Here is a 22,596-nt window from a genome sequence, read left to right as displayed (position 1 = left end):
CACAATCCAATAGGTGAGGCGGTTATACCAGCGGCCCAGGGGCCAATCTGGGAAACCCATGGCAGGGGATTGAGCCGTAGGCACAAACTGGGGAAACGGTAGGGCAATCACTAAGGGAATTTTCTGTTTGTCGGCAATGGCTTCAGCCATAAATGCGGCTTTAGATGCCAAAATCAACAGATCCGGTGCAACCGATTGGGTGGTTTGCCAGACATCCTGTAGGGTCTGGCGGTACATTGACTTCACCTGGGAAAACAGTTTGATGTTGGTGCGAATAGTCCCCCACAGATTGTTGGTATTTTCCATCGCATCTCGACCTGCATCTGAGTCCATCAGCTGCATCAGCTGATTATTCATATGGCCGTAATTAAGTCCCTGTTCAGTAATAAAGGCTTGAAACAGAGCACTGGTGCAAACAGTGACGTCGTGCCCAGCGGCCTTTAATCCTTGGCCCAGCGCAACGTAGGGTTGCACATCACCGCGAGAGCCCAGGGTAACGATTAAGACTTTCATGATGTATTGACTCCCCTAGGAGATTCTAATGTGCCTGCACTGTTCTATTTCCAATAGTAGGCCATGGGCTTAGATATGTGTGTCACGGCGATCCCTATGGGCTTGGTTGTGGGGACGGAGACGCATTAGAGACGAGTTAGAGACGCCTGTTTGGTTACCTTTGGGGTAGTTGAAACACATAGAACGTTTTCAACCGCCACAGTTTAACTCCACAACCACACATTAGGGAGGCCTCGAAAAATGTTGCAAGTATTACGCCCCTATCATCTTGCTTTTGAACGGCTTGCGATCGCATTTCTCTTAACCTTTATCGTGGCCGATTTATACCCCCATCCATCCCTGGCACCAGGGTTAATTATGTCAGCTGTGTCATATTTGCAATCCGATGCGACTGAGTTAGTGGAGCATGACACCACGACTTTGAATCAATAACCTAGCAGCTGCTTGCTGCTAAAACGATGACAGCACAAGGATTAGACGCTCTGGAGACGGTCTAGAGACGCCGACTTAATTAAGGTAAGACCATGGTAATAGGACAAAATAACCATGAGTAAAGCACAGGCTAACCTCTCTCTAGTTGGAAAAATACCGGCCCTGGTGCCAGATAGATTAGACGAAATGAAAGAGTTGTTTGCCGATGATTTTGTCTGGCACTACATCAATCCTCAGCTGCCACAGCTTCACGGTGACTATCAACGTTTTGACGGCTTGCAAGGATTTTTTAGAAAATTAGGTGAGCTGACTAACAACACCTTTAGTGTGCGGATTCACCAAGCCTATGCTGTGGGTGACGAGTTTGTCGTGGCCCATGCCTGCCCGAGTATGACCCTCGACGGTAGCTCTTTTGAGACCGATGCTGTTGTGGTTTGGAGAATAGTTGATCAACGCCTCAAGGAGGCTTGGGATATTCCTAGCCTGCATTCGCTGCGATCTCAATCATCATAACAGTCTCCTCAAAAGCAAAATACCATCTAATTTTATTTGGATAAATCACCATGAAGCAGGTTCTATATCGCAACTTTGGCAATCCTGCAGACGTGCTGGAAGTAAAAGAAAGTGATGCATCTGTGCTGACCGCAGGGCAGGCACGGATTAAGGTACTCAGAGCTCCCATTAATCCATCCGATGTCGCTCAAATCGCAGGGCAGTATGGAGTGAAGCCCGATCTCCCAGCAGTCGCCGGTCTTGAAGGTCTAGGCAGAGTGGTTGAAGTCAATGGCAACGGCGTTGATGAAGGGCAGCTGGTACTGTTGCCTTCGGTGGGTACCTGGACTACAGAGATGGTCGGTGCCATTGATCAGCTTGTGCCTTTACCAGAGGCCGATCTAGATCAGCTGTCTATGCTCCGGGTGAACCCAGCCACCGCATATTTGTTGCTGACCGAGTTTGTGGAACTCAAACCAGGGGACTGGGTGATACTATCTGCCGCCAATTCAGCGGTGGGCAGCTATATTTTGCAGTTAGCCAAGGCGCGAGGGATTAATCTCGTATGTGTTGTGCGCCGCGAGAGTGCGGTGGCAGCCCTGAAGCAAGCGGGCGCAGATATCGTTTTAGTCGATGGAGTAGATCTGGCCAAACAGGTGCGTAAAGCAACGGGTACCGAGATGACGTTAGCCCTGGACGCTGTGGCGGGCGACACGTTTGGTCGACTGGCAGAAACACTTAAGGAAGCTGGAACCATCGTTCTCTACGGTGGTATGTCCAATCAACCAGCCTCGGTCGAGGTTGCCCCAATTCTTTTCCGTGATGTGCGCGTGCGAGGATTCTGGTTATTGCCCTGGTTACTGAAAACCAGTAAAAAAGAACAAACCAGAGTTTATGGTGAATTGACCATGGCTGTAGCTGCAGGCATACTACATGCACCAGTTGAAAAACATTTCTTGCTAGATGAGATTACAGAGGCCATCACCTACACCATGGCCGGAGAACGCAAGGGTAAAGTTCTGTTGGCTCCCAATGGCCTGTAAATTAATACCCTTGTCCAAGGTTAGAACACCTGATTTTATCTGGCCTTAAATTCATCCCCGACCACCAGAAACTCACATCGATCCAGAACACCATAATCGATCCTGCCGTATCCCCTTTTAACTCCCAATCAACACCATTCTACGCTTCCTAAACAGCCTCTATCGATGGAACTTCAACGTTTGACTCGCTTGAGCGATCTCATTTTTGCTGTAGCCATGACCTTGATGGCACTTACATTTGATCCGCCCCCTGTCAGCGGCATAACATCGCAAGAAATTACCGCATTTTTACAGGCCCAGCTGCCATCATTTGGGGCCTATGTCCTAACGTTCTTGGTGATCGCATTTTACTGGACGTCCCATCTCCATCAGTTTAAGTATTATCAGAAAACAGATCCGATTCATATGTCGCTGGTTCTGTTATCCTTGCTGTTTGTTGTTTTCTTGCCCTATGCCAATGACCTGCTGACGTTTTATGACGATGTTTTTGCTGTTCAAGTTTTTTACAGTCTTGCAGCTGGAGGTGTAGGTATCTTTAGCACGGTTACCTGGATCTACGCTACGTACAACCGACGGCTAGTCGCTCCCAACTTGTCCGATAAAATAATTCGAGAAATTCGACAGGGCAGCTATACTGAACCCACAATTTTACTGTTAGCGATTGGGGGAGCATGGCTACATCCTCTCGGTTGGACCGTGACATTGGTGGTTGGTTTTCCATTGATTTTCCTGAGTCAGTCATTGTTACAGGAGCCAGAGCATAAACTACAGTCAGACGGAGAAAATACATGATGCAGGATGTATTAGTGATTGGTTCAGGGCCTGCCGGATTAGCGATCGCAGCCGCCTTAGGCACTCAAAATCTCAAGGTGCATGGCCTAGCGCCGACAGGCCCATCTATCCCCTGGTCCACTACCTTTCCCGGTCAGCGTCCCCTGAGCGGAGTCGAAGGGGACGCTGACAAAGCTAGCAAGTAGATGGTCTCAATAGGAATCATTGATGGGTCTGGGATACGGGCAACAGCGCGACGACAGCTGCGGAGATGAACATCTTCTTGCAGATTGCTAGGATAAACGATAGAATAAAAATTCGTGGTCGTTGTTGCCGTTTTACGAAAACAACGGTGCTTAAAAGGAGCGTTCTTACCACAATCGCTCATCTGGAATCACAATGATGGGGTTATCAAAATCATGGCTGCCGATATTCATCGACATGATAATGCTACTTCAATAGTCTCTTCAAACCCAGTACGCATTGTCTCTCGACACTGGGAAAGAACGATCAAGCAAAAAAAGCTGCTGTCACTACGCTAAAGTAGCCTTTGCTGTCCCTTATCTGCAGGGATGTGAATTTTTTTCCTGACCTTAACTAGAGGTTTTAATCTCTAGTGAGTATCTATAGCCATGTCCCTTATTTGCAGGGATGTGGACTTTTCTCCTAGCCTTAGCTAGAGATTCTTGTCTCTAGTTAGTACCTATAGCCATGGGCACGTCCACTTCAGCTTGAAGTGGACGGTATTTGTTCAGGTTTCAAATTCATTGGTGCTAGGCAACCCTATGCCGAAGTCAGCCCTTCGATGATCGTGATTATGGAATCCGCATCTGAATCGATCAGGCAGGCGTTTTAATACCCTTCAACAACTCTCTATTAGTCCGTCATGTCATTGATTATCTCGATGTCCGTCTTTGGTATAGCTACCTATATCGCCAACACTGCCAAAGAAGAAATGATTGGAGTTTTTGCAGCTATCTTGGCATTGCTCAGCCTTCTTTTGAGCATTGTTTTAGCTCCCTGGTTTATACAGGTGATCATCTTACTTTCTGTCTGGTCTTGGCAGTTTTCTCTTCGCGATCGCAGTAACTATTCCGAAAATTAAATTGCAGCAAGATATTTGAACACCATCATTCCCCAGTACTCTTTTGTGTTATGACCTCACCATACGATTTTCAGGTACTTATTTCTGGTTGCGCTGTTGTTGAGCTGATTTTTCCACCCTAGTGCAGCGTCAAACCTAAAAATTGGGATCAATAGCGTCTGGAACCTTTGAATTGTAAGGCTTCTAGAAGTTCTGTATGCCAAAATTTAGGCTTGACGGACTACTAGTCTTATCTGTTTTTTGGTAACTATCCCACTGATACTGTTGGCTAACTCCGTTGGAGACGCTACGCGAAGGACTTCGCTCAGCCAACAGTATCAGTCAATGTCCCCTGTTCTCTCAGGGGACGCTTAGGAATAAGGATTTAATTAGATCCTATTTTTTGCCGTACAAGGTTTTCTATGGAACGCCTCTGTAGACAACATTTTGGGATCTTATAAAATCCTGACCCCTTACTTGTTTGATTGCCGTATCTGTCATTAAGCGACCACAAGAGGAAAATTTCATGACTGCTCGATTTCGTAAAAAGAAACGAATTAAGCCTATTCTGCAGCTGGCACCCGGTGAAGCAAAGCGTGAGCTAGAAAAGCAGCTTGTCATTGATGTGCAAAACCCAAAATTCGCAACCCACATGATTCCAGATGCGAAAAGATTAAATTTAGATATCTCAATTAGAGACATTCCCAAAGACCAGCCGATTCTAATCACCTGCCTCAACGGCCAGCGAAGTAGTATGGCAGCCCGGCAGTTGATTAACCGTGGCTACCTCAACATTTGCGTTTTGAAAGGTGGACTTGCGGCATGGCAAAGTGCAGGCCATACCCTATGGCGAACTAAGGCCCCCATCTAATTTCTCCATCGTTTATTGCCTACGCTCTATCGCGAGATAACTCGAACTTATGCTCGACCAAGTTTTCAATTCTCCCTTTAACATCGGCATCGAAACGCTGCTTCAGTTAATTGTTCTAGTTGCTATGGAAGCGGTGCTCACTGCCGACAATGCGATCGCTCTAGCCGGACTGGCCCAAACACTCCAGCAACCAGAGCTTGAACGACGCGCCTTGAATATTGGATTGGGGCTGGCCTATGTCTTCCGAATGTTGTTGGTTGTGGGTACTGCCTGGGTGCTACAGTTCTGGCAATTTGAACTGGCCGGGGCCCTTTACCTGCTGTGGTTAGCTGGGCGCTATTTTACAACGAAACCACCAGACAGCAGCCAGTTGGTGCAAGCGAGCTCCCATTGGCAAATTATTCCACTGATGGTGTTAACCGATCTGGCCTTTTCCTTAGATAGTGTGACGACTGCGCTCGCCATCTCTCAAGAACTCTGGTTGATTATGCTAGGCGGCACGATTGGGGTTGTTTTGCTGCGTTTTCTCGCTGGGTTGTTCATTCAGTGGCTGCAGGAGTTTGTTTATCTGGAAGATGCAGGCTATTGGGCGGTTGCCTTAGTGGGAATGCGTCTGCTGCTGCGGGTGGTCAATCCTGAATGGGTGCCGCCTGAGTGGGCGATGATCAGTTTAATTGCGGTATTGTTTATCTGGGGATTCTCGCGACGTACCTCAGAGATTCCTGTGGAATCGCAATCATCGAGCGTGGATAAAATGAGCTATGAATTGGTTGAATAAACTGCCGTGCTGGAGATGGTTTGGGCCGTAGGCTTTTTGCAACTAGTCGTCGATGGTTAGCTGGCGCTGAGAGTATTCGATTTCTTTCATCCTCAGCTCATATTTTTTTGACGGCCATACTACTGTCGTTGGACAAACAACCGTAACACTGGGACTGGTCACCGCGATGACAACCGTGTTTTTGCCCATGAAAGTCTCATTGGGTTTGTTGCTTGATCTGGCAGTGGGCGTCATGACGCTGTTCTCTTTTAGTGAATTTGTAAGCATTGCAATTACCGAGGTGTTGGCAGTGCTGAAAAGTATTTGGCTGGGCGTACGAGTGCTTTGCTGGACTTATTGTTGAACAAATTTTAGCCAATGCGATCGCTCATTGGGGACATTTCTGGACTAAATCCATCCTGGATTTAGTCTCTTTGTTGTTTTGTTCTAAAATTTCAGGTGTTTTGGGTCGAATTCTGGCGTCACCTGTCGCTAGCTCTGTCACGAAGCTAGTGGTTTTGTCTTTTATGGTCGACAACTTGTGTTTATTGATTGTTGTAAGAGGGTGGGAGTGTTTGCGAACTTTCCTCTTTCGACAGAATTTATTCAAAAATACTTCGAAGAGGATTGTTGAATTCTGTTGCATAGGTTATAGTAATTATGTCAGTCGAAAAACAACAACTTCTTGCAAAGGAATGCAAAGCTTTCTTTTAGAAGTTTTTAGTTTCCTGGGATTTTGTTGTTTTGGCTGTCTTTTTACTTAATTACCCAAGATTAATAATGACTACTACTTTGCAAAAGCGCCAGAGTGTGTCGCTTTGGGAACGGTTTTGTCAGTGGGTTACTAGCACCGAAAATCGCCTCTACGTAGGTTGGTTCGGCGTGTTGATGATTCCGACGCTGCTCACTGCTACTGCTTGTTTCATCCTTGCCTTCATTGCGGCTCCCCCTGTAGATATGGACGGCATCCGCGAGCCGGTTGCTGGTTCATTGTTGTATGGCAACAACATGATCTCTGCGAGTGTTGTTCCGTCTTCCAACGCGATTGGCCTCCACTTTTACCCTATTTGGGAAGCTGCCTCTCTTGATGAATGGCTTTACAATGGCGGCCCTTACCAACTGATTATCTTCCACTTTCTTATCGGTGTATATTCTTACATGGGTCGCGAGTGGGAACTCTCCTACCGACTAGGGATGCGTCCTTGGATCTGTGTTGCTTACTCTGCGCCTGTCGCCGCCGCAACTGCAATCTTTTTAATCTATGCAATTGGCCAAGGTTCATTCTCTGACGCAATGCCTTTGGGTATCTCCGGTACGTTCAACTTCATGTTGGTGTTCCAGGCAGAGCACAACATCTTGATGCACCCCTTCCATATGTTGGGTGTGGCGGGTGTCTTCGGGGGGTCTTTGTTCTCCGCAATGCACGGTTCTCTGGTAACGTCTTCCTTGGTTCGTGAGACCACTGAGACTGAGTCCCAGAACTATGGATACAAGTTTGGTCAAGAGGAAGAGACTTACAATATCGTTGCCGCCCACGGTTACTTCGGTCGTTTGATCTTCCAGTATGCTTCCTTCAACAACAGTCGTTCCTTGCACTTCTTCTTGGGTGCATGGCCTGTGATCGGTATTTGGTTTACCGCTCTGGGTATCTCTACGATGGCGTTCAACCTCAACGGTTTCAACTTCAACCAGTCCATCCTTGACTCTCAGGGGCACGTGATTAGTTCTTGGGCAGACGTCTTGACCCGCGCCAACTTGGGTATAGAAGTGATGCACGAGCGTAACGCTCACAACTTCCCGCTTGACTTGGCCTCTGGTGAAGAAGTTCCTATTGCACTTAGCGCACCTTTAATTGCTTCGTAATCGGCATTTGATAATGACATCGCCATGAGCTTTAGCTAGCTCGCAAAAGCCCCCCGTACGCCGTCTTTTGATGGCAGTGCGGGGGGCTTGCTTTATATGAAAGTCTAGACGCATATTATCTTATTCTGAAATGCCTGAATAACAAGGATTAGACGTTCTATAGACGGCCTGAGACGCTTTGGAGACGCCCATCTAACTATTGTGGAACTAGCCAAACAGATGACGCCCCATCATCTGTAGCTTATCGTTGACATCACACCAGTTCCATGAATGATGAAAACCCTAAGTCTCAATCTCCATCGTCTTCTCAGAGTCTGGAACGCGTTCAAGAAGTTCAGCCGCCTGACGTAGAACAGCCGCAGGATGAAAACGTTCCACCTGCTAAACCTTCTGCATGGACACTAAAAAAGCCCCTGTGGCCAGTGATTACTTTGGCCATGTTGGTGTTAGCTGGCTTTACAGGTTGGAAAGTGTATCAAGGGTGGCAACAACCATCGTCCATTGAAACGGTTGAAACCAGCCCAGCTCGGTTGCCGGTGCGAGTCACCCGTGCCCAACAAGGTCTTGCCCAAGCTTGGGTCTTTGATGAAGGTATTTCTCTGCCAGTTCAGCTCAGGGTCTTGAACTTCTATGCCAACGGCGACATTACCTATGTGGCAAAAAATAATGGCATTGCCCTTAAGGAAGGGGACTTTGTTTCCCGTGGTCAGCTGTTAGCCACGATAGATGACCGCCGACAGACGTCCAGTATGGTGACATCGGAGGCTGATATTCAGGTAGCCATTAACCAGCGCGATCAGTCACAAGCTTCGGTCCTGCAAGCTCAAGCCGAGCTGGCTAAGGCTGAATCTGACTTAGCGTTGGCCCAAACTGAATACCAGCGTTATCAATCGTTATTTGCACAAGGGGCAGTATCGGCCAGCTCACGGGATGTGTATCGAAATCGTGTGGATCAGGCCCAGGCTGCCTTCAAAATTGCTCAGCAAACGATTGCATCTGCTGAAGATAATGTGCGTGTGGCCGAGTCCTCTATTCAATCCGCCCAGGCTCGCCGTAATCAAACTGCAGTGGATCTCGAAGATACTCAGCTAGTTTCTCCCATTGATGGTGTGATTGCCTATATCAATATTCAAGAAGGAGAGTATTGGAACTCCCAATACCTCAATGTGAGTGGTGCTCAAGAGTTAATTGAAACGGCTCCCATTGTTGTTGTCGATCCATCTACTTACGAAGTGGAACTAGAACTTCAGGCTGATGATGCCAATGCTGTGCGCTCTGGTCAGCGAGCCTATGTAGTTTTAGAAGAAGATGTGAGTGCTGCCCAAGCTAGCGGAGTCAGTCAGCAAGACTTGCTGGCAATTGCTAAACAGCGGGGCAGTGAAGGGCGTGTCTTTGCCATTAGCCCATCCCAGACGCCAGGCAGTCGCGGTACTAAGATTGTTATTCGAGATTTCCAGCAGGTGCGTAATCTCAAAGTGGGTGCTCGGGCCTACGTTTGGATTGAAACAGAGGCCAATTCAGATGCAACCGTTCTGCCCTTAGGGTCTGTGCTTGCTCGGGGACAAGACTTTTTTGCATTTGTTGTTAGCGAGGATGGCACCGTGCAGAGACGACGGGTCACCGTAGGTGTGGAGGGTCTAGCTGGGACAGAAGTGTTGTCTGGTGTGGAGCCTGGCGAACTGGTGGTGACTGACGGCCAAAACCGTTTGGTGAATGGCACCCCGGTTGAAATTATTAATCAGGAGGACATACAGTGAATCCTCAAGAGTTGTCGAACATCCCATCAGATAGCGTGACCAGTGTTGCATCCGATCATAGAGGTGAGAAGCCATCAGTCCCTGCCTGGATGACGTTCTTTTTTACCCGCCAGATTTTTGCCATTCTGCTCTGCTTTATGTTGATGATGGGCGGTTTGATGGGGTATTTCTCCATGGTAAAGGAGGGAGACCCTGATATTAAGATTGCCCGTGCGCTGATCACCACAGTTTGGCCGGGTACCGATGCAGAAACTATCGAAAATCAGGTTACCGATAAAATTGAAGAAGAGATTAAAAGTCTCCAGGGGTTGGATGATTTCACCAGTGCCACCTTTAATTCCTTCTCGATTATTAATGTTGCCTTTAAGGCCGAATCCCCTGTGGCTGAGTCGATTCAGCAACTACGCGGTAAGCTGGATGATTCTGAGCCTGAACTGCCGTTAGAGGCTACTGGGCGAGAAAAGCCAGAATTTGAACAGCTTTCACAGCAAGATGCACCCGTTCTCTCTCTAGCCTTAACCGGAGAGAATCTGGATATTACCATTCTCAGCCAGGTTGCTGAAGACTTACAAGAACGGCTGGAGTCGGTTAAAAATGTGCGCGAGGTCGATCTGTCAGGGCGACGTGAAGATGTTATCCATGTGCAGATGCTACCCAGTCGTTTAACAACTTTAGGGATTTCTGCCACCCAGGTAGGCAGTGCCATTGAAGGGAGCAATATTGACACCTCCTGGGACTTAGTACGGGATGACAAAATTGGGGCTCAAGTCAGGCTATATGGTCGCTTTCGCACGTTGGAGGATTTGAGCAGTCTGCCGGTTGCTCGGCTGAATGATAATCGTGTGGTGCGCTTAGCTGAGGTGGCTGACGTTTATCAGGGTCTAGAGCGAGAGACCAATCGAGCCGATGTGAGCTGGCAAGGGGCTGAATTTTCACCCACCATCGTGCTGGATGTGGTGAAAGTGGCCGGTAGTGATACGACCCAAGTGGTTAATGGTGCCCTAGCGGCCATGGAATCTGCCCGTGAAGACCCTGAGCTATGGCCCCATGGCATGGACTATCGCGTTCTCAATAGCGATGCGGACAAAATTCAAACTGAACTTAACGACCTCGGTAGCAACGTTTTTCAGGCGTCACTCTGTGTCTTTGCCATTCTCTTTGTGGCCCTCACCTGGCGCGAGGCGCTGATTGCTGGATTAGCCATTCCCCTGACGTTTGCAGGGGCGATTTTCTTTCTGTGGATGATGGGGTATACCCTCAACACCATGGTGATGATTGGCATGATCCTGGCGTTGGGGCTGCTGGTGGATGTGTTTATCCTGATGCTGGAGGGCATGCACAATGGTCTATATATTGAGGGGCTAACCTTTTCCCAAGCGGCGATTAAAACCGTGAAGACCTATGCGGCTCCTGCGTTTTCAGGCCAGCTGACGACCATTTTAGCCATGGCTCCGTTGATGGCGATCGCAGGTACCATGGGTAAGTTTGTGCGCCTGATTCCCATTAGTGCCATTACCTGTTTGGTGCTGAGCTATGTAATTGCTTTACTAGTTGTTGTGCCCCTCTCTAAATTCTTGCTAGATAATGTGCAGGGTAAGGGCGATGCTAAAACCTTTGTGGACCGCCTGACTGAAGAAGTCTCTAAAAAGTTTACCCAATGGAGCTTAAAGGTAACGGTGCCCAATCGGCGGGTGGCCCGTCTATGGACAGCTAGCACAATTGCTTTGTTTGTGCTAGCTATGGTGTTGTTCACGGGGCTACCATCTGCCCTATTTCCAGATGCGGAGGCCCGTAAGCTCAGCATTAATGTGGAATTACCCCCAGCTACCACGCTGACCCGCTCCCAAGAGGTGGCTGATCGCATGGGTGAATTTGTTCGTAACTATAGTGACCCTAACGGAGAAAAAGTCTTTGAAAGTGTGGTGAAACTGGTGGGTCAGCGCAGTAATTTAGTCGCATCTAGTGAAATCAAACCCACCAATGCCGACTACTTTGTTGGTTTATCGACAATGTTCGTCGAGCGGCCTCAGCGAGACCGTGACTCCTTTGAGTATGCTCGCGATCTCAGGCGAGAGATCAACAACACCATCCTACGGGATTATCCAGGAGCCATCTTAGCGGTTCAATATGAGCGTACCGGGGGCGGTGAAGACCCTATCCAAGTAGAACTCTATGGTAAAGATCTGCAAACCCTGCGGGAGATTTCTGGTCAGGTGCAGCAGGCCTTGCGAGAGATTCCCGGCACGATGGATGTGCGGGATGACCTTGGTAACTTACGGGAAGATTACAAGTTTGTGCCTAAACGAGAGGCCTTAGATTTCTATGGCATTAGTCAAGAAGATTTGGGGATCCAGGGGCGCTATCTGATGATTGACAATGAGGTGGGTGACTTTTCTGTGGGCAGTGGCGAAGAAGATCTGGAAATTCGTTTGAGTACTCGATGGCCCTCTCAAAATGGCGAAGTGGGTGGACCGGCTCGGCTAGATGAATTTGCCACCATGCGGTTTATCACCCCTGAAGGTGAGGCGCTGCCTGCCAATGCTTTATTGGAACCGGTCCAGGGGGCTGTTCCCCTTTCCATCACCCATCGCGATACCCAGCGCAGCGTCACGGTGTTGGCTAAAGTGATTCCTGGCCAGGGCTACTATGACAGTCAGATCTTGGCTGAACTTGTACCCTATCTGGAGGCCATGCAGTACGATTCCACCGATCCCAAGAATCCTGACCGCTGGCCTCGGGGCTACACCTATAAGTTTGGTGGTGACGCCGATACCAGTAGTGAAACCTTTGGTTCGGCAGGGCAGATGTTAGTGGTGGCCATCTTTCTGGTGTTTGCGGTGCTGGTGCTCCAGTTTGGTTCCTACACCCAGCCAGTGATTATTATCCTCACCATTCCCTTTGCCTTGATTGGGACAATCTTTGGCTATGTTGTGCTGAATCTACCGTTTTCGTTCCCAACGGCCATTGGTATTATTTCTCTCACAGGCATTGTGGTAAATAATGCAATTGTCATGGTGGACACCATGAATGAGCGCCGCAGAGAAGGCTGGGATGTACGCCATGCGGCTGCTCTGGGGGCTAGCGATCGATTACGCCCCATTGTGACAACGTCGATCACAACTGTGATTGGTTTGATTCCGCTGGCGCTGAGTGATGCGAAATGGTTCCCGTTGTGTATGGCGATCATTTTTGGATTAATGTCGGCGACGTTGATTGCTCTGTTGGTTGTGCCGGGGCTTTACTTGCAGTTGACTCCCAGGACCCCGACAGAGTCTGGTGCGTAAGACATTCTATGGGTGACATTGTGCCTTAGAATTTCCTCTCCTTGAGAAGATCGTGCCGGTGAACTCAGTGTTTAGAAATATTGGTAATGATGTGAATGTTGTCCAGGTTCTCAAATTCCCCAAGATTCTTTTTTGAACTATGATTCTTTCTTCATTTTCTGTTGTCACGAGTTCTGTGCTTACTCCGCTGCTAGCTTCAGCTGTTGGAGTTGAAAGCGAGTTCTATGCTAAAGCGTTAGCCGCAGCAGTTGCATTTGTGACCGTTGTCGTTTTTCTGTTTGCTCAGCTTTTTGGCGAACTTGCTATTCGCTTGAGTTTGCCTGCAGTTCTAGGTGAACTGATTGCTGGTTTTATTCTGGGTGTTTCAGGTATTCATTGTATTGTTTTGGGTAATGGAGGGGAAGTCGCTGATTGGACCGTGGCCGCTGTTCAGCTAATTTCTGGTAGTGACACTACGACAATTCAAGAAGTTTTTGCGGGTCCGATAAGGATTTTACTGAATCAATATGCCGAGCTTGGTGTGGGGGTTTTGCTCTTTAAGATTGGTCTGGAAGCTGATCTCGAAGAGTTAATCAAGGTGGGTCCCCAGGCGGCATCAGTCGCTGTGGCAGGGGTGATTCTCCCGTTTGTAGCCGGGTTTGTGGGTCTGACTTCGATCTTTCATCTATCCGCGATCGCATCAATTTTTGCGGCGGCAGCACTAACGGCTACCAGTATCGGCATTACCTCTCGAATCATGCAAGATATGGGAGTATTGAACACCAAGGAAGGGCAAATTATTCTCGGTGCTGCCGTTTTAGACGATATTCTTGGCATTGCTATTTTAGCCGTGGCCATCGGTATTGCCGAGCATGGAACAGTGGAGATTTCTAGCGTCATTGGCACCATTGTCAGCGCTACACTTTTTGTAATATCAGCCATTGTCTTGAATAAGGTTTTTGGTCCCCGCTACATCAACTTTCTGAGCAGATTCAGTAATCCGTATAGTGTGCTGATCGGTTCCATTATCTTTCTATCGTTGATGGGCACGATTGCGAATGTGATTGGCTTGGAAGAAATCCTTGGCTGTTTTGCAGCCGGTATAATTCTTGGCAATACAAAAGCAACGGCAGCTTTAGAGAAGGCCTGTGAGCCTTTAGTTGCTCTATTTGCAACGGTATTCTTTGTGTCCATTGGGGCCAAAACTGACTTGAGTGTCCTGAACTTGGCGAATCCTGAGAGTCGAACTGGTTTAGTGATAGCAGCATTCCTAATTGTGATTGCCATTTTGGGCAAACTAGCCGCTGGATATTTTGTCTTTTCTAAAGAGAATGTGAATCGGCTAGCCATTGGTACTGGCATGGTGCCACGGGGAGAAGTGGGTTTAGTATTTGCAGGTCTGGGGGCCACCACAGGGACATTAACCGGTTCCTTGAATGTTGCCATTGTGTTGATGGTGATTGCCACCACCTTTGTGGCTCCTCCGATGCTGCGATGGGTATTTGCTAGTAACCAGACTGTAACTAATCAGGAGCAACAGCCTGTTGCGAAATAAATCTGAAATTCGGCTTGGTGACATCTGTGATCCCAAGACAGGTGCAAGCCCCTACTATCCAATAAACTGATCCAATAAACTGAGACAACTATCATGGGTTTTACAACAGGTTATCTCAAGGTGATTCGACGGTTAGTGCAAGCTACGGCTTTAGGTATCCTTTCTGGGATAATGAGCCCCTTACCCGTTCGCTCAGCGGATGAACTTTACTTTGACTACGGTGTTTTAGGGCGACAGATTTCGATCTCATCCCTAGAAGCATTTGCCACAGAAGGCACCATAGACGATGAACTAACCCCTTATTTGGATAGGGTTTCACCGGAAAATCGTCAGGCGTTTCAGCGGACTTTGAGTACTCCCTTAGTGGCTTTAAATGACGGTATTCCTGAACAAATAGCCGATCCGTTTGTGCTGTCTCAGTGGCTGTATTCTCCCATCGGAGAACTTGTTTTAGCGAACGCTGGGCAGCTGATTAAAACTGAGGGACGTCACAATGGTCAGCGGGCGATTCGAGCGGCGATGGTGTTGGCGGCGGCTGATCCGGCGGGTCTATCGCTGATTAATATCCTCCGGTTCTACCCGACGAATGGTATCAGGCTGGATTTGCCACAAATTTTGGCGCTATCTGAGGCTATTGAGACCAATATTGAAACTACTGACAGCTTAGTGCAGGCGACCATTCAACAGTCTGTTGCTGTTGCTGCCACTGAGCCGATGTTGGACTATCAGGCGCTACCCATGCTGGCAGATGTGCCTCGGTTTGATGTGGTGAAACAATCGCTGATGTTGGAGGATCGCGATCGCAACCGCACTTATCCCACCGATCTCTATCTCCCCACTGACCTCAGTGCCGTTCTCGGACCCATCCCAGTGATGGTGTTGTCCCATGGCTACGGAGAGACCCGCACCAATCCAGATGCGGTAGCCGCTGCTCGCAGCTTAGCCGCCAACGGATTTGTGGTCGCTGTGCCCGAGCACATTGGCAGTAACGCAGCCTATCAGGATGATTTGGCCCTGGGACTAAACCGTGAATCTTTTGATGTCATGGAGTTTATCAATCGCCCTTTGGATATTCGGTTTCTCCTTGACACTCTAGAAGAGAAAAACAAAACTGATTTTCAGGGACGGCTACAGCTTGAACGCGTAGGTCTGGTCGGGTATTCGTTTGGAGGGTACACCGTATTAGCAGCCGCTGGGGCAACCGTTGATGTGGACCTCCTGGAGCAACAGTGTGATCTAGACGCCGATTTTGTGCCTGACAATGTCAATATTGCCCTGCTAATTCAATGTCGATTGCTAGAGCTGCAATCTGCTCCCCAGGTGTTGCAACACCTGCTCGATGGTAGCCTGGCCGATGAGCGCATTGGCTCGGTGTTTGCCCTGTCTCCCTTAAGCAATCTGTTTGGAGACAAGGGCATGAGAAATATTCAGATTCCGGTAGTCATTGTGGGTGGAGCCTATGATATTGCCACTCCCATTGTGCAAGAGCAGCTAGCTGCTTTCCAGGGGCTTACCACCTCTGAAAAATATTTTTACCTGGCTGAAAATCTATCCCACACCTCTGCCCTGACGCGGGCGATCCTGGACCTGGCGTATCCCAGAAGTGGCATTGTAGAACGCTTTAACGCCAGTGAACAATGGCTGTTTAATCTGATGGTGACGCTGTTGATTGCCCATGGTCAGGTCTCTTTAATGGGGGATGAAACCTATAATCCCTACCTCACTGCCGCCTATGTGGAGACCGTGAGCGTAGACCCCACCAGGCTGCATCTGCTCAGGTCGTTACCCCCCTGTTTGTCTGGGCGTCGGTGTGCTGAAAATTAACGTTAGCGCATTAAATCCATGACTGGCAGGGGTTCGACGCTTTAGGGACGCTTTAGGGACACTGGTTTGATTACAGTTAAACCAGTGAAAAACGACAAATTCTAACGTTCATTTCGAACCGTAACTAAGGAACCTGAATCATGAAAACGTCTGGTGTTGTACAACCGCAGCCATCATCTGATGTTATCCAACTACAGCAATCACAAGTTTTAGATGCTGGTATGGTGGCCGCTAAGGCATTTGCAGACGATCCAGTCTTTACGTATATAATCTCTGACGATCGAGAATTTCGGCTGCAGTCTTTGACGTGGTTGATGCGCAAACTGGTTGTGTATTCTACTCAGTACAATCATGTTTATACAACCCAGGATTTAGAAGGAATTGCCGCCGGGCTACCACCGGGAGAACTCTCTAGTAATCCGCTTGAGTTATTGAAAATGATCTGGGAGCTCCAGCTGTATGCCTTACCCACAAAGTTTCGCTGGAATCGCTTGGGAAGATGTCTAACGTTGTTATCGGCTGTTGAGCAGGCCCATCAACAAGATATGGGCGATTGCCCCCATTGGTATTTGGGCTTGATGGTAGTGCATCCCACCTGTCAGGGACGAGGCGTGGGCCGTCGGTTACTACAGCCGATTTTGCAACAGGCAAGCCATGAAGGGGTAGCCTGCTATTTGGTGACGTTTACGGAACAAGCCGTACGCTTTTATCAGAAACATGGATTTGAAATTGTACAGATCCAGAAAACAGCCCCCGATGCGCCACCCTTCTGGACACTCAAGCGCAACCCATAGCGTACAAAAGTTAAGACGATACTAGAAGTGGGCGGAGCCTCATTTCTAACTGTGTATAGTTGGCAATGGGTCCGCCTTGGCAGCATCTACAACTCAATCCTTTAATTGTCTGCTGTGCCATGTCTTTTGCCAAGCTACTACGAACTATCATTCTTGGGCTAATTAGTTTGTTGGGGTTGCTGATCGTGATCGGTGTGGCAGCCTGGTGGCAGGATTGGTGGTACGGAACACTCAATCCAGATCAGGTAAGGCCAATTGAGAACTGGGTATTGGGATTAGTCATGGGCATGGTTTATATCCAGATAGCTCTAGCGGTAGAAACCTTGCTCATCAGTCTTGTAACCCGGTTTCGATGGATGAAATTTCAGCGAGGCAGACTCTTAGTCGGACTATTTAGCCTGATTATGCTGTCATTCGCGTTACCCCTATTGAAAGAAATCACTTTAGTTAGACCTGGTGATAGTGTGTCATTTTTACAGTATTTGTTATACCTGATGCTGCCTGTGATACCTGCTTGGTGTTTATTGTGGTTTCGACGTGCCTAGGGATTGGTTGTTGCGACCTTAAAAGAGCCTATCCTACCTCTAGTCCCAAATGTGTTAGAAGACCTGGGATTGGTGACTGATTAAGGCTGTATAGCTGTATAACAGCACCTGATTATCTTGATTTTTCTGACACCGCTGATATCTATAAATACGGCATAGAGAAGTTAAGATACCCTGACATTTATAAAGATGCATCTTTATTCCTGAAATCTCTGAAATCACCTCTGTTATTGATGATTGTGACGCTAGCCACAGACATACAGTCTTGTTATTGTATATCTCTTCTTTCGAAAGGTGAGGGTAATAAAAGAAAATATTCTGCTTTGATGAGAAAGATGAGAGAAAGGTGATTGAATCTATTTAGAAAACCTTAAATTCTGTTGGAGATAAGGCAATGTTATTGCATGGGTTCATTGAGATTAGTTTATTTGCTTGATTGAGTGCAGTCGTTTTGCTGATCCGTGTTTACACTTGGTGTGTTGCTATGGTTCAGAGTGAGTAAAATGATATCTTGTTGGTCGTTGTTCATTAATCTCAGACAAGTTTGAATCTTTGCTAACGATTTGTTTTGTTTTCAGTAAGTAGACCAGAGCTGATGTACTTACTTGTTATTTGGCTGGTGTATGGCTTAATGAACTGAAATTATGGTTTCAAGATCTCCTTAGATGCTCTGTTCAAGATTTTGCTCCAGCTAGACTTGAATATTACTAAGTTTTTTAAGTTTTCTGTTTCGCTTCAAGTAATAAAAAATACCATTTTTGTTAAGATATTTAGTCCTTAGGGTGTCCATCTTTTAGCCCAGAGTGTTTCTTATGCCACAAACTCTCGTTCGTTATTCTAAAGTAGTTGAGATCGTTGGCGACATCATGCGGGTGCAAGTGCCTGAGAGTGCTTACCTGAAAGATACTGGGCCGCGCTATGGCGACTTAGCTGTGGTGGAAGGCGATGATGAGGATAGCCTATCTCTGGCTCAGGTTATTAACATTAAGCATGATACGGTTGCTCTTCAAGTGTTTGGTGGCACGAAAGGTGTGGCGACAAATTCGTCTGTTCGCTTTTTAGGGCATCCCATGGAGGTTACCTATTCTGACAACATTCTAGGGCGGGTATTTCGCGGTACCGGGGAGTCCATTGATGGCAGACCCGATCTATCACAGGATTCTAAAGTCCCCATTGGTGGACCGTCCGTTAATCCCATGCGGCGGGTGTTGGCATCTAAGATGATCCGCACCGATGTGCCGATGATTGATGTGTTTAATTGCCTGGTCGAGAGTCAGAAGATACCCATTTTCTCTGTCGCTGGCGAGCCGTTTAACCCTTTCCTAGCTCGCATTGGCATTCAGGCTGATGCAGACATTGTGGTCTTTGGCGGACTCGGTCTCATTTTTGATGATTACCACTTTTTTCGCACCACCTTTGAAGATGCCGGTGTTTTCTCTCGCACTGTGATGTTTGTTAACCTGGCATCTGATCCCATTGTGGAACGTACCCTGATTCCCGACATGGCCCTGGCGGTAGCGGAACGTTTTGCTGTGGAACAAGGGAAGCGGGTGTTGGTATTGCTGACAGACATGACCGCCTATGCCGATGCCCTTAAAGAGATCGGTATTGCCATGGATCAGGTACCGTCAAATCGGGGCTATATGGGTGATCTATACTCCCAGCTGGCTCGTCGCTATGAGAAAGCCTGTGATTATGCCCAGGGGGGATCAGTGACTATTCTTAGCGTGACCACAATGCCTGGGGATGATGTCACCCATCCAGTGCCAGACAATACGGGGTACATCACCGAGGGGCAATTCTATCTCCATGATGGGGTGATTGATCCTTTTGGTTCGTTGTCACGACTTAAGCAGCATGTTATTGGTAAGGCGACTCGCGAAGACCATAGTCAGATTATGAATACGATGGTTCGCTTTTACTCCAATGCCAAAGATGCTGAACAGAAGCAGGCGATGGCATTTGAACTGTCTGATTTTGATCATAAGCTCTTGAAATTTGGTGAGCTATTCAAACAGCGCTTCATGGACATTAATGTCTCTATTTCCCTTGAGCAGGCGCTTGACCTGGGGTGGAAAACGTTAGCCGAGTGCTTTGAACCTCAAGAATTGTTGATGAAACAGGCGCTGATTGACAAGTACTTTCCAAAAGAGATGCAGTAATAGGAGGCGACCATGGCAAGGTTGGCATTAAATAAGGCGTCTCTTACCAAACTTCAACGACAACTCAAAACCTATAAAGACGTCTTGCCATCTCTCGACCTGAAACGCCGTCAGTTACTGGCTGAGCAGGCCAGAGCTAGACGCAGGCTCATGGATGTTCGCCAGCAGCTGGGAGAGTTAGATCCTCTGATTGCCAGCGAGCTGTTGATGCTATCAACTCAGGAGGTAGATCTGACCGATATTGTTAAGGTCGTTGGGGTGCAGATAGTGGAAGAAAATGTTGTGGGAACCCGTCTGCCTAAGTTGGAGAAGGTTGATATAGAAGTGCGCCAGTATGCTTTCTTGGGCAGACCTCACTGGGTCGAGCGTGTGGTGGACGCCCTCACAACAGCGGTGGAATTACGCCTGCAATTACAGGTGGCTGAGCAACGGCAAGTGTTGCTAAATCAGGCTGCTCGCAAGATTACCCAGCGAGTCAACCTGTTTGATAAGGTGCTGATCCCAAGAGCCCAGGCAAATATTAAAAAAATCCAGATTTATTTGTCGGATGCCGCACGGGCCGCTGTGGTGAACTCAAAGATTGCCAAGCGGAAGAAGGGAGTGGCTGCATGAGTATTGTTCCCTTAAACAAAGTCACCCTTTGCGGGGTAAGTTACGATCAAGAGAAGGTACTTGAGGGCCTACAGCGTTTGGGATGCCTCCACTTGATCCCACTCCAGCCCCCTGCTCAAGAATCAGAGGCAGAGCTATTTGTGCGGGATGAAGATGCCCATGAAGCGCTGCTATATCTGATGGATGTACGGCGTAGGCGACATCAGGTGTTGAAGCATGTGGATTTTGACTTTGATCACGTGTTAGCAGCGGCTTTGGCCAATAAACAAAACCGTCGGGAGGCCGAGGACAGGCGATATTTTTTAGTGAATCGCATCCGAGATTTAGAGCCCTGGGGTGATTTTACCTTACCCGATCTCGGCCAGCTGGGTGGTTACCGACTCTGGTTTTATCGGGTGCCCTACGCGAAGATGAAATCTCTCCAGGATTTGGAGTGGCCTTGGCAACAGGTCTCTGCGGATCATCGATTTACCTATGTTGTAGTCATTTCTAAACAGGAGCCTCCCGCTAACGCCCTGCCCGTTGCTCGCACGTACACCGGGGCAGTGCCGCTAACGGATTTAAAGCATGAGTTACAACGGGTTGAGATCCAGTTAGAAGACTTGGATGCTGAACATGAGGCCCTAAGTCGCTGGATACATTTATTCTCTAAGAATCTGGCGCGGGCTGACGATCGGGCAGCGATTCAGTATGCGAGTACCCAAACCCGTAAGGAAGTTGGCATCTTTATGGTCCAGGGTTGGATGCCTGCCCGAGAGTTAGAGCAATTGGAAGCGTTTGCTGAACAACAGGAACTGGCACTCCTGGTTGAACCGGCCCGTCCTGACGATGCCCCACCCACCCTGATGGATAATCCGCCGGAGCTGAGTAGTGGGCAAGATTTGGTCAGCTTTTACCAAACCCCCGGCTATCGTACCTGGGACCCGTCGATTGCGGTTTTCTTCTCGTTTGCCGTCTTTTTTGCGATGATTCTCTCGGATGCTGGCTATGCCCTGGTGCTTGCAGTCATTGTGGCTTGTTACTGGCCGTCCATGGGGAGCAGTGCAGGCGGTCGACATTTCCGGATCCTATCGGTAATGGGATTGATAGCGGCCATCATCTATGGTGTTTTGGTCGGTAGCTACTTCGGTGCCGGACCTGAACAGATCCCGCGCATTGGATCATGGCTCACCCGTTTTCAGGTGCTAAATATCAACAATTACGATGCCATGATGCAGCTTGCGATCGCAATTGGCTGTTTGCATATTACGTTCGCGAACATCATCGCCGCCCTTGGTGCCGGTGGATTTGCCGGAAAGGCGAAACCACTGGGTTGGATTGTTGTTATTGCTGGCGGATTAACCTTGTCACTAGGGCTGGGAGAAGCCGTCGGGCACCATCTAGGCATTGGCTTACTACTGGGCGGTTTCTTAGTGATTTTCTTAGGCGGATTTCTCGGCAGTCGCCAAAAAAATCTGCCCTTACGGTTGGTGGCTGGCCTGGGTTCGTTATCCCAGATCTCCAAACTGTTTGGGGATATTATGAGCTATCTACGATTATTCGCGCTAGGATTAGCCAGTGCCTCATTGGCCTTAACCTTCAACCAGCTAGCCCACCAGGTGTATCAGTCAGTGCCAGGATTAGGGTTGTTGCTCAGCATTTTGATTCTGTTACTGGGCCATGGCATTAATTTAGCCTTGGGGATCATTAGCGGGTTTGTCCATGGTTTGCGGTTGAATTTTATTGAGTTTTTTAATTGGGGTATCACTGATGAAGGATATCCCTTTCAGGCATTTGCAAAAAAGGAGAGTAATCCGTGAATGAATTTATCATTCTCCTGGGGTGGATAGGCATATACGCTCCTGTGTCATTGGGGGCAATTGGCAGCGCCCTTGGCTGTAAGATCGCTGGACAAGCGGCCATTGGGGCAATGCTTGAGGTTAAAGGTGGATATGGTCGCTTTGTTGGTTTATCAGCTTTGCCCTCTTCCATGTCGATTTATGGCATTGTGGTTCTGTTTTCCCTAAACCGTCTTGTGACCGTGGATAATGCTGCCGGGTTATTTAGTATTGGTGTGGGATCCGGTCTGGCGTTTCTGCTATCGGCGATCTATCAAGGTCAAGCCTGTGCCTCTGCGATCGCAGGAGCAAAAGCCAAACCTGAAATCTTTGGGCTTTCCCTGGCACCTGCCGCCATTATTGAAGGTTTCGCCGTGTTTGCCTTTGTCTTCGCTCTGGTAGCGGCAGGTGGTCTGCCATAGGCAGATGGTCTGCCATAGG

20 protein-coding genes and 1 pseudogene are annotated in these 22,596 nt (G+C 48.2%); 20 read left to right on the top strand and 1 reads right to left on the bottom strand.

Annotated elements, in window-relative coordinates:
• Nucleotides 1–513 (bottom strand): glycosyltransferase (locus tag DXZ20_RS36195; protein ID WP_163703727.1); only part of this gene is annotated, 513 nt, incomplete at its 3' end.
• Nucleotides 514–753: 240 nt separating this feature from the next.
• Between DXZ20_RS36195 and DXZ20_RS36190 the strand changes: the two genes are divergently transcribed.
• The 20 genes and pseudogenes from DXZ20_RS36190 to DXZ20_RS36095 all read left to right on the top strand — a co-directional run bounded on the left by DXZ20_RS36190 (nt 754) and on the right by DXZ20_RS36095 (nt 22,577).
• Nucleotides 754–945, top strand: a complete 192-nt coding sequence (locus DXZ20_RS36190) for a hypothetical protein (protein ID WP_163659047.1) — start codon at nt 754–756, stop codon at nt 943–945.
• Between the two features lie 114 nt (nt 946–1,059).
• Nucleotides 1,060–1,458, top strand: coding sequence for a nuclear transport factor 2 family protein (locus DXZ20_RS36185; RefSeq protein WP_250566048.1), 399 nt, complete (start codon nt 1,060–1,062; stop codon nt 1,456–1,458).
• A gap of 50 nt (nt 1,459–1,508) precedes the next feature.
• Entirely contained in the window at nt 1,509–2,480 is a 972-nt protein-coding gene (locus tag DXZ20_RS36180) for a zinc-dependent alcohol dehydrogenase family protein (protein ID WP_163703261.1), read from the top strand.
• 165 nt (nt 2,481–2,645) lie between these two features.
• Complete coding sequence (locus DXZ20_RS36175) at nt 2,646–3,272, top strand: TMEM175 family protein (RefSeq protein WP_163703260.1); 627 nt, start codon at nt 2,646–2,648, stop codon at nt 3,270–3,272.
• Nucleotides 3,272–3,400 (top strand): annotated as a pseudogene (locus DXZ20_RS36170) (lycopene cyclase family protein); the annotation flags it as partial. The gene DXZ20_RS36175 and the pseudogene DXZ20_RS36170, both read left to right, overlap by 1 nt.
• A 737-nt stretch (nt 3,401–4,137) precedes the next feature.
• A complete protein-coding gene (locus DXZ20_RS36165) occupies nt 4,138–4,356 on the top strand; it encodes a hypothetical protein (protein WP_163703259.1) in 219 nt (72 codons plus the stop codon).
• Between the two features lie 505 nt (nt 4,357–4,861).
• On the top strand, nt 4,862–5,206 hold the full coding sequence (locus tag DXZ20_RS36160; protein ID WP_163659809.1) for a rhodanese-like domain-containing protein: 345 nt from the start codon (nt 4,862–4,864) through the stop codon (nt 5,204–5,206).
• Between the two features lie 49 nt (nt 5,207–5,255).
• On the top strand, nt 5,256–5,984 hold the full coding sequence (locus DXZ20_RS36155) for a TerC family protein (protein WP_163659811.1): 729 nt from the start codon (nt 5,256–5,258) through the stop codon (nt 5,982–5,984).
• A gap of 166 nt (nt 5,985–6,150) precedes the next feature.
• The gene (locus tag DXZ20_RS36150) at nt 6,151–6,327 is read left to right on the top strand and encodes a hypothetical protein (RefSeq protein ID WP_163659813.1); all 177 of its coding nucleotides are present in this window, start codon (nt 6,151–6,153) and stop codon (nt 6,325–6,327) included.
• Between the two features lie 416 nt (nt 6,328–6,743).
• A complete protein-coding gene (psbA, locus tag DXZ20_RS36145) occupies nt 6,744–7,826 on the top strand; it encodes a photosystem II q(b) protein (protein ID WP_163703258.1) in 1,083 nt (360 codons plus the stop codon).
• Nucleotides 7,827–8,092: 266 nt separating this feature from the next.
• Nucleotides 8,093–9,583 carry an efflux RND transporter periplasmic adaptor subunit gene (locus DXZ20_RS36140; RefSeq protein ID WP_163703257.1) on the top strand — a complete coding sequence of 497 codons (1,491 nt, stop codon included), beginning with the start codon at nt 8,093–8,095 and terminating at the stop codon, nt 9,581–9,583.
• 89 nt (nt 9,584–9,672) lie between these two features.
• Nucleotides 9,673–12,867, top strand: a complete 3,195-nt coding sequence (locus DXZ20_RS36135) for an efflux RND transporter permease subunit (protein WP_250565449.1) — start codon at nt 9,673–9,675, stop codon at nt 12,865–12,867.
• 139 nt (nt 12,868–13,006) lie between these two features.
• A complete protein-coding gene (locus DXZ20_RS36130; RefSeq protein ID WP_163703255.1) occupies nt 13,007–14,401 on the top strand; it encodes a cation:proton antiporter in 1,395 nt (464 codons plus the stop codon).
• A gap of 93 nt (nt 14,402–14,494) precedes the next feature.
• On the top strand, nt 14,495–16,225 hold the full coding sequence (locus DXZ20_RS36125; protein ID WP_163703254.1) for an alpha/beta hydrolase: 1,731 nt from the start codon (nt 14,495–14,497) through the stop codon (nt 16,223–16,225).
• A 140-nt stretch (nt 16,226–16,365) separates the two neighbouring features.
• Complete coding sequence (locus DXZ20_RS36120) at nt 16,366–17,019, top strand: GNAT family N-acetyltransferase (RefSeq protein ID WP_163670134.1); 654 nt, start codon at nt 16,366–16,368, stop codon at nt 17,017–17,019.
• Nucleotides 17,020–17,138: 119 nt separating this feature from the next.
• The gene (locus DXZ20_RS36115) at nt 17,139–17,564 is read left to right on the top strand and encodes a hypothetical protein (protein WP_163670136.1); all 426 of its coding nucleotides are present in this window, start codon (nt 17,139–17,141) and stop codon (nt 17,562–17,564) included.
• A gap of 812 nt (nt 17,565–18,376) precedes the next feature.
• Nucleotides 18,377–19,726 carry a V-type ATP synthase subunit B gene (locus DXZ20_RS36110; RefSeq protein WP_163670138.1) on the top strand — a complete coding sequence of 450 codons (1,350 nt, stop codon included), beginning with the start codon at nt 18,377–18,379 and terminating at the stop codon, nt 19,724–19,726.
• Between the two features lie 12 nt (nt 19,727–19,738).
• On the top strand, nt 19,739–20,338 hold the full coding sequence (locus DXZ20_RS36105; RefSeq protein ID WP_163670140.1) for a V-type ATP synthase subunit D: 600 nt from the start codon (nt 19,739–19,741) through the stop codon (nt 20,336–20,338).
• Nucleotides 20,335–22,137: a V-type ATP synthase subunit I gene (locus tag DXZ20_RS36100; RefSeq protein ID WP_163670142.1), complete on the top strand. Its 1,803-nt coding sequence runs from the start codon at nt 20,335–20,337 to the stop codon at nt 22,135–22,137. The genes DXZ20_RS36105 and DXZ20_RS36100 overlap by 4 nt, the downstream gene beginning before the upstream one ends.
• Nucleotides 22,134–22,577 (top strand): ATP synthase subunit C, encoded by a 444-nt coding sequence (locus DXZ20_RS36095; protein ID WP_163670144.1) that lies wholly within the window; start codon nt 22,134–22,136, stop codon nt 22,575–22,577. Before DXZ20_RS36100 ends, DXZ20_RS36095 begins: the two co-directional genes overlap by 4 nt.
• Nucleotides 22,578–22,596: the final 19 nt, after the last annotated feature.

The organism is Adonisia turfae CCMR0081 (assembly GCF_011009555.1).
Lineage (GTDB): Bacteria > Cyanobacteriota > Cyanobacteriia > Phormidesmidales > Phormidesmidaceae > Leptothoe > Leptothoe turfae.
The sequence above is the reverse complement of the archived record's forward strand: the minus strand, read 5'-3'. Positions and strand labels throughout refer to the sequence as shown.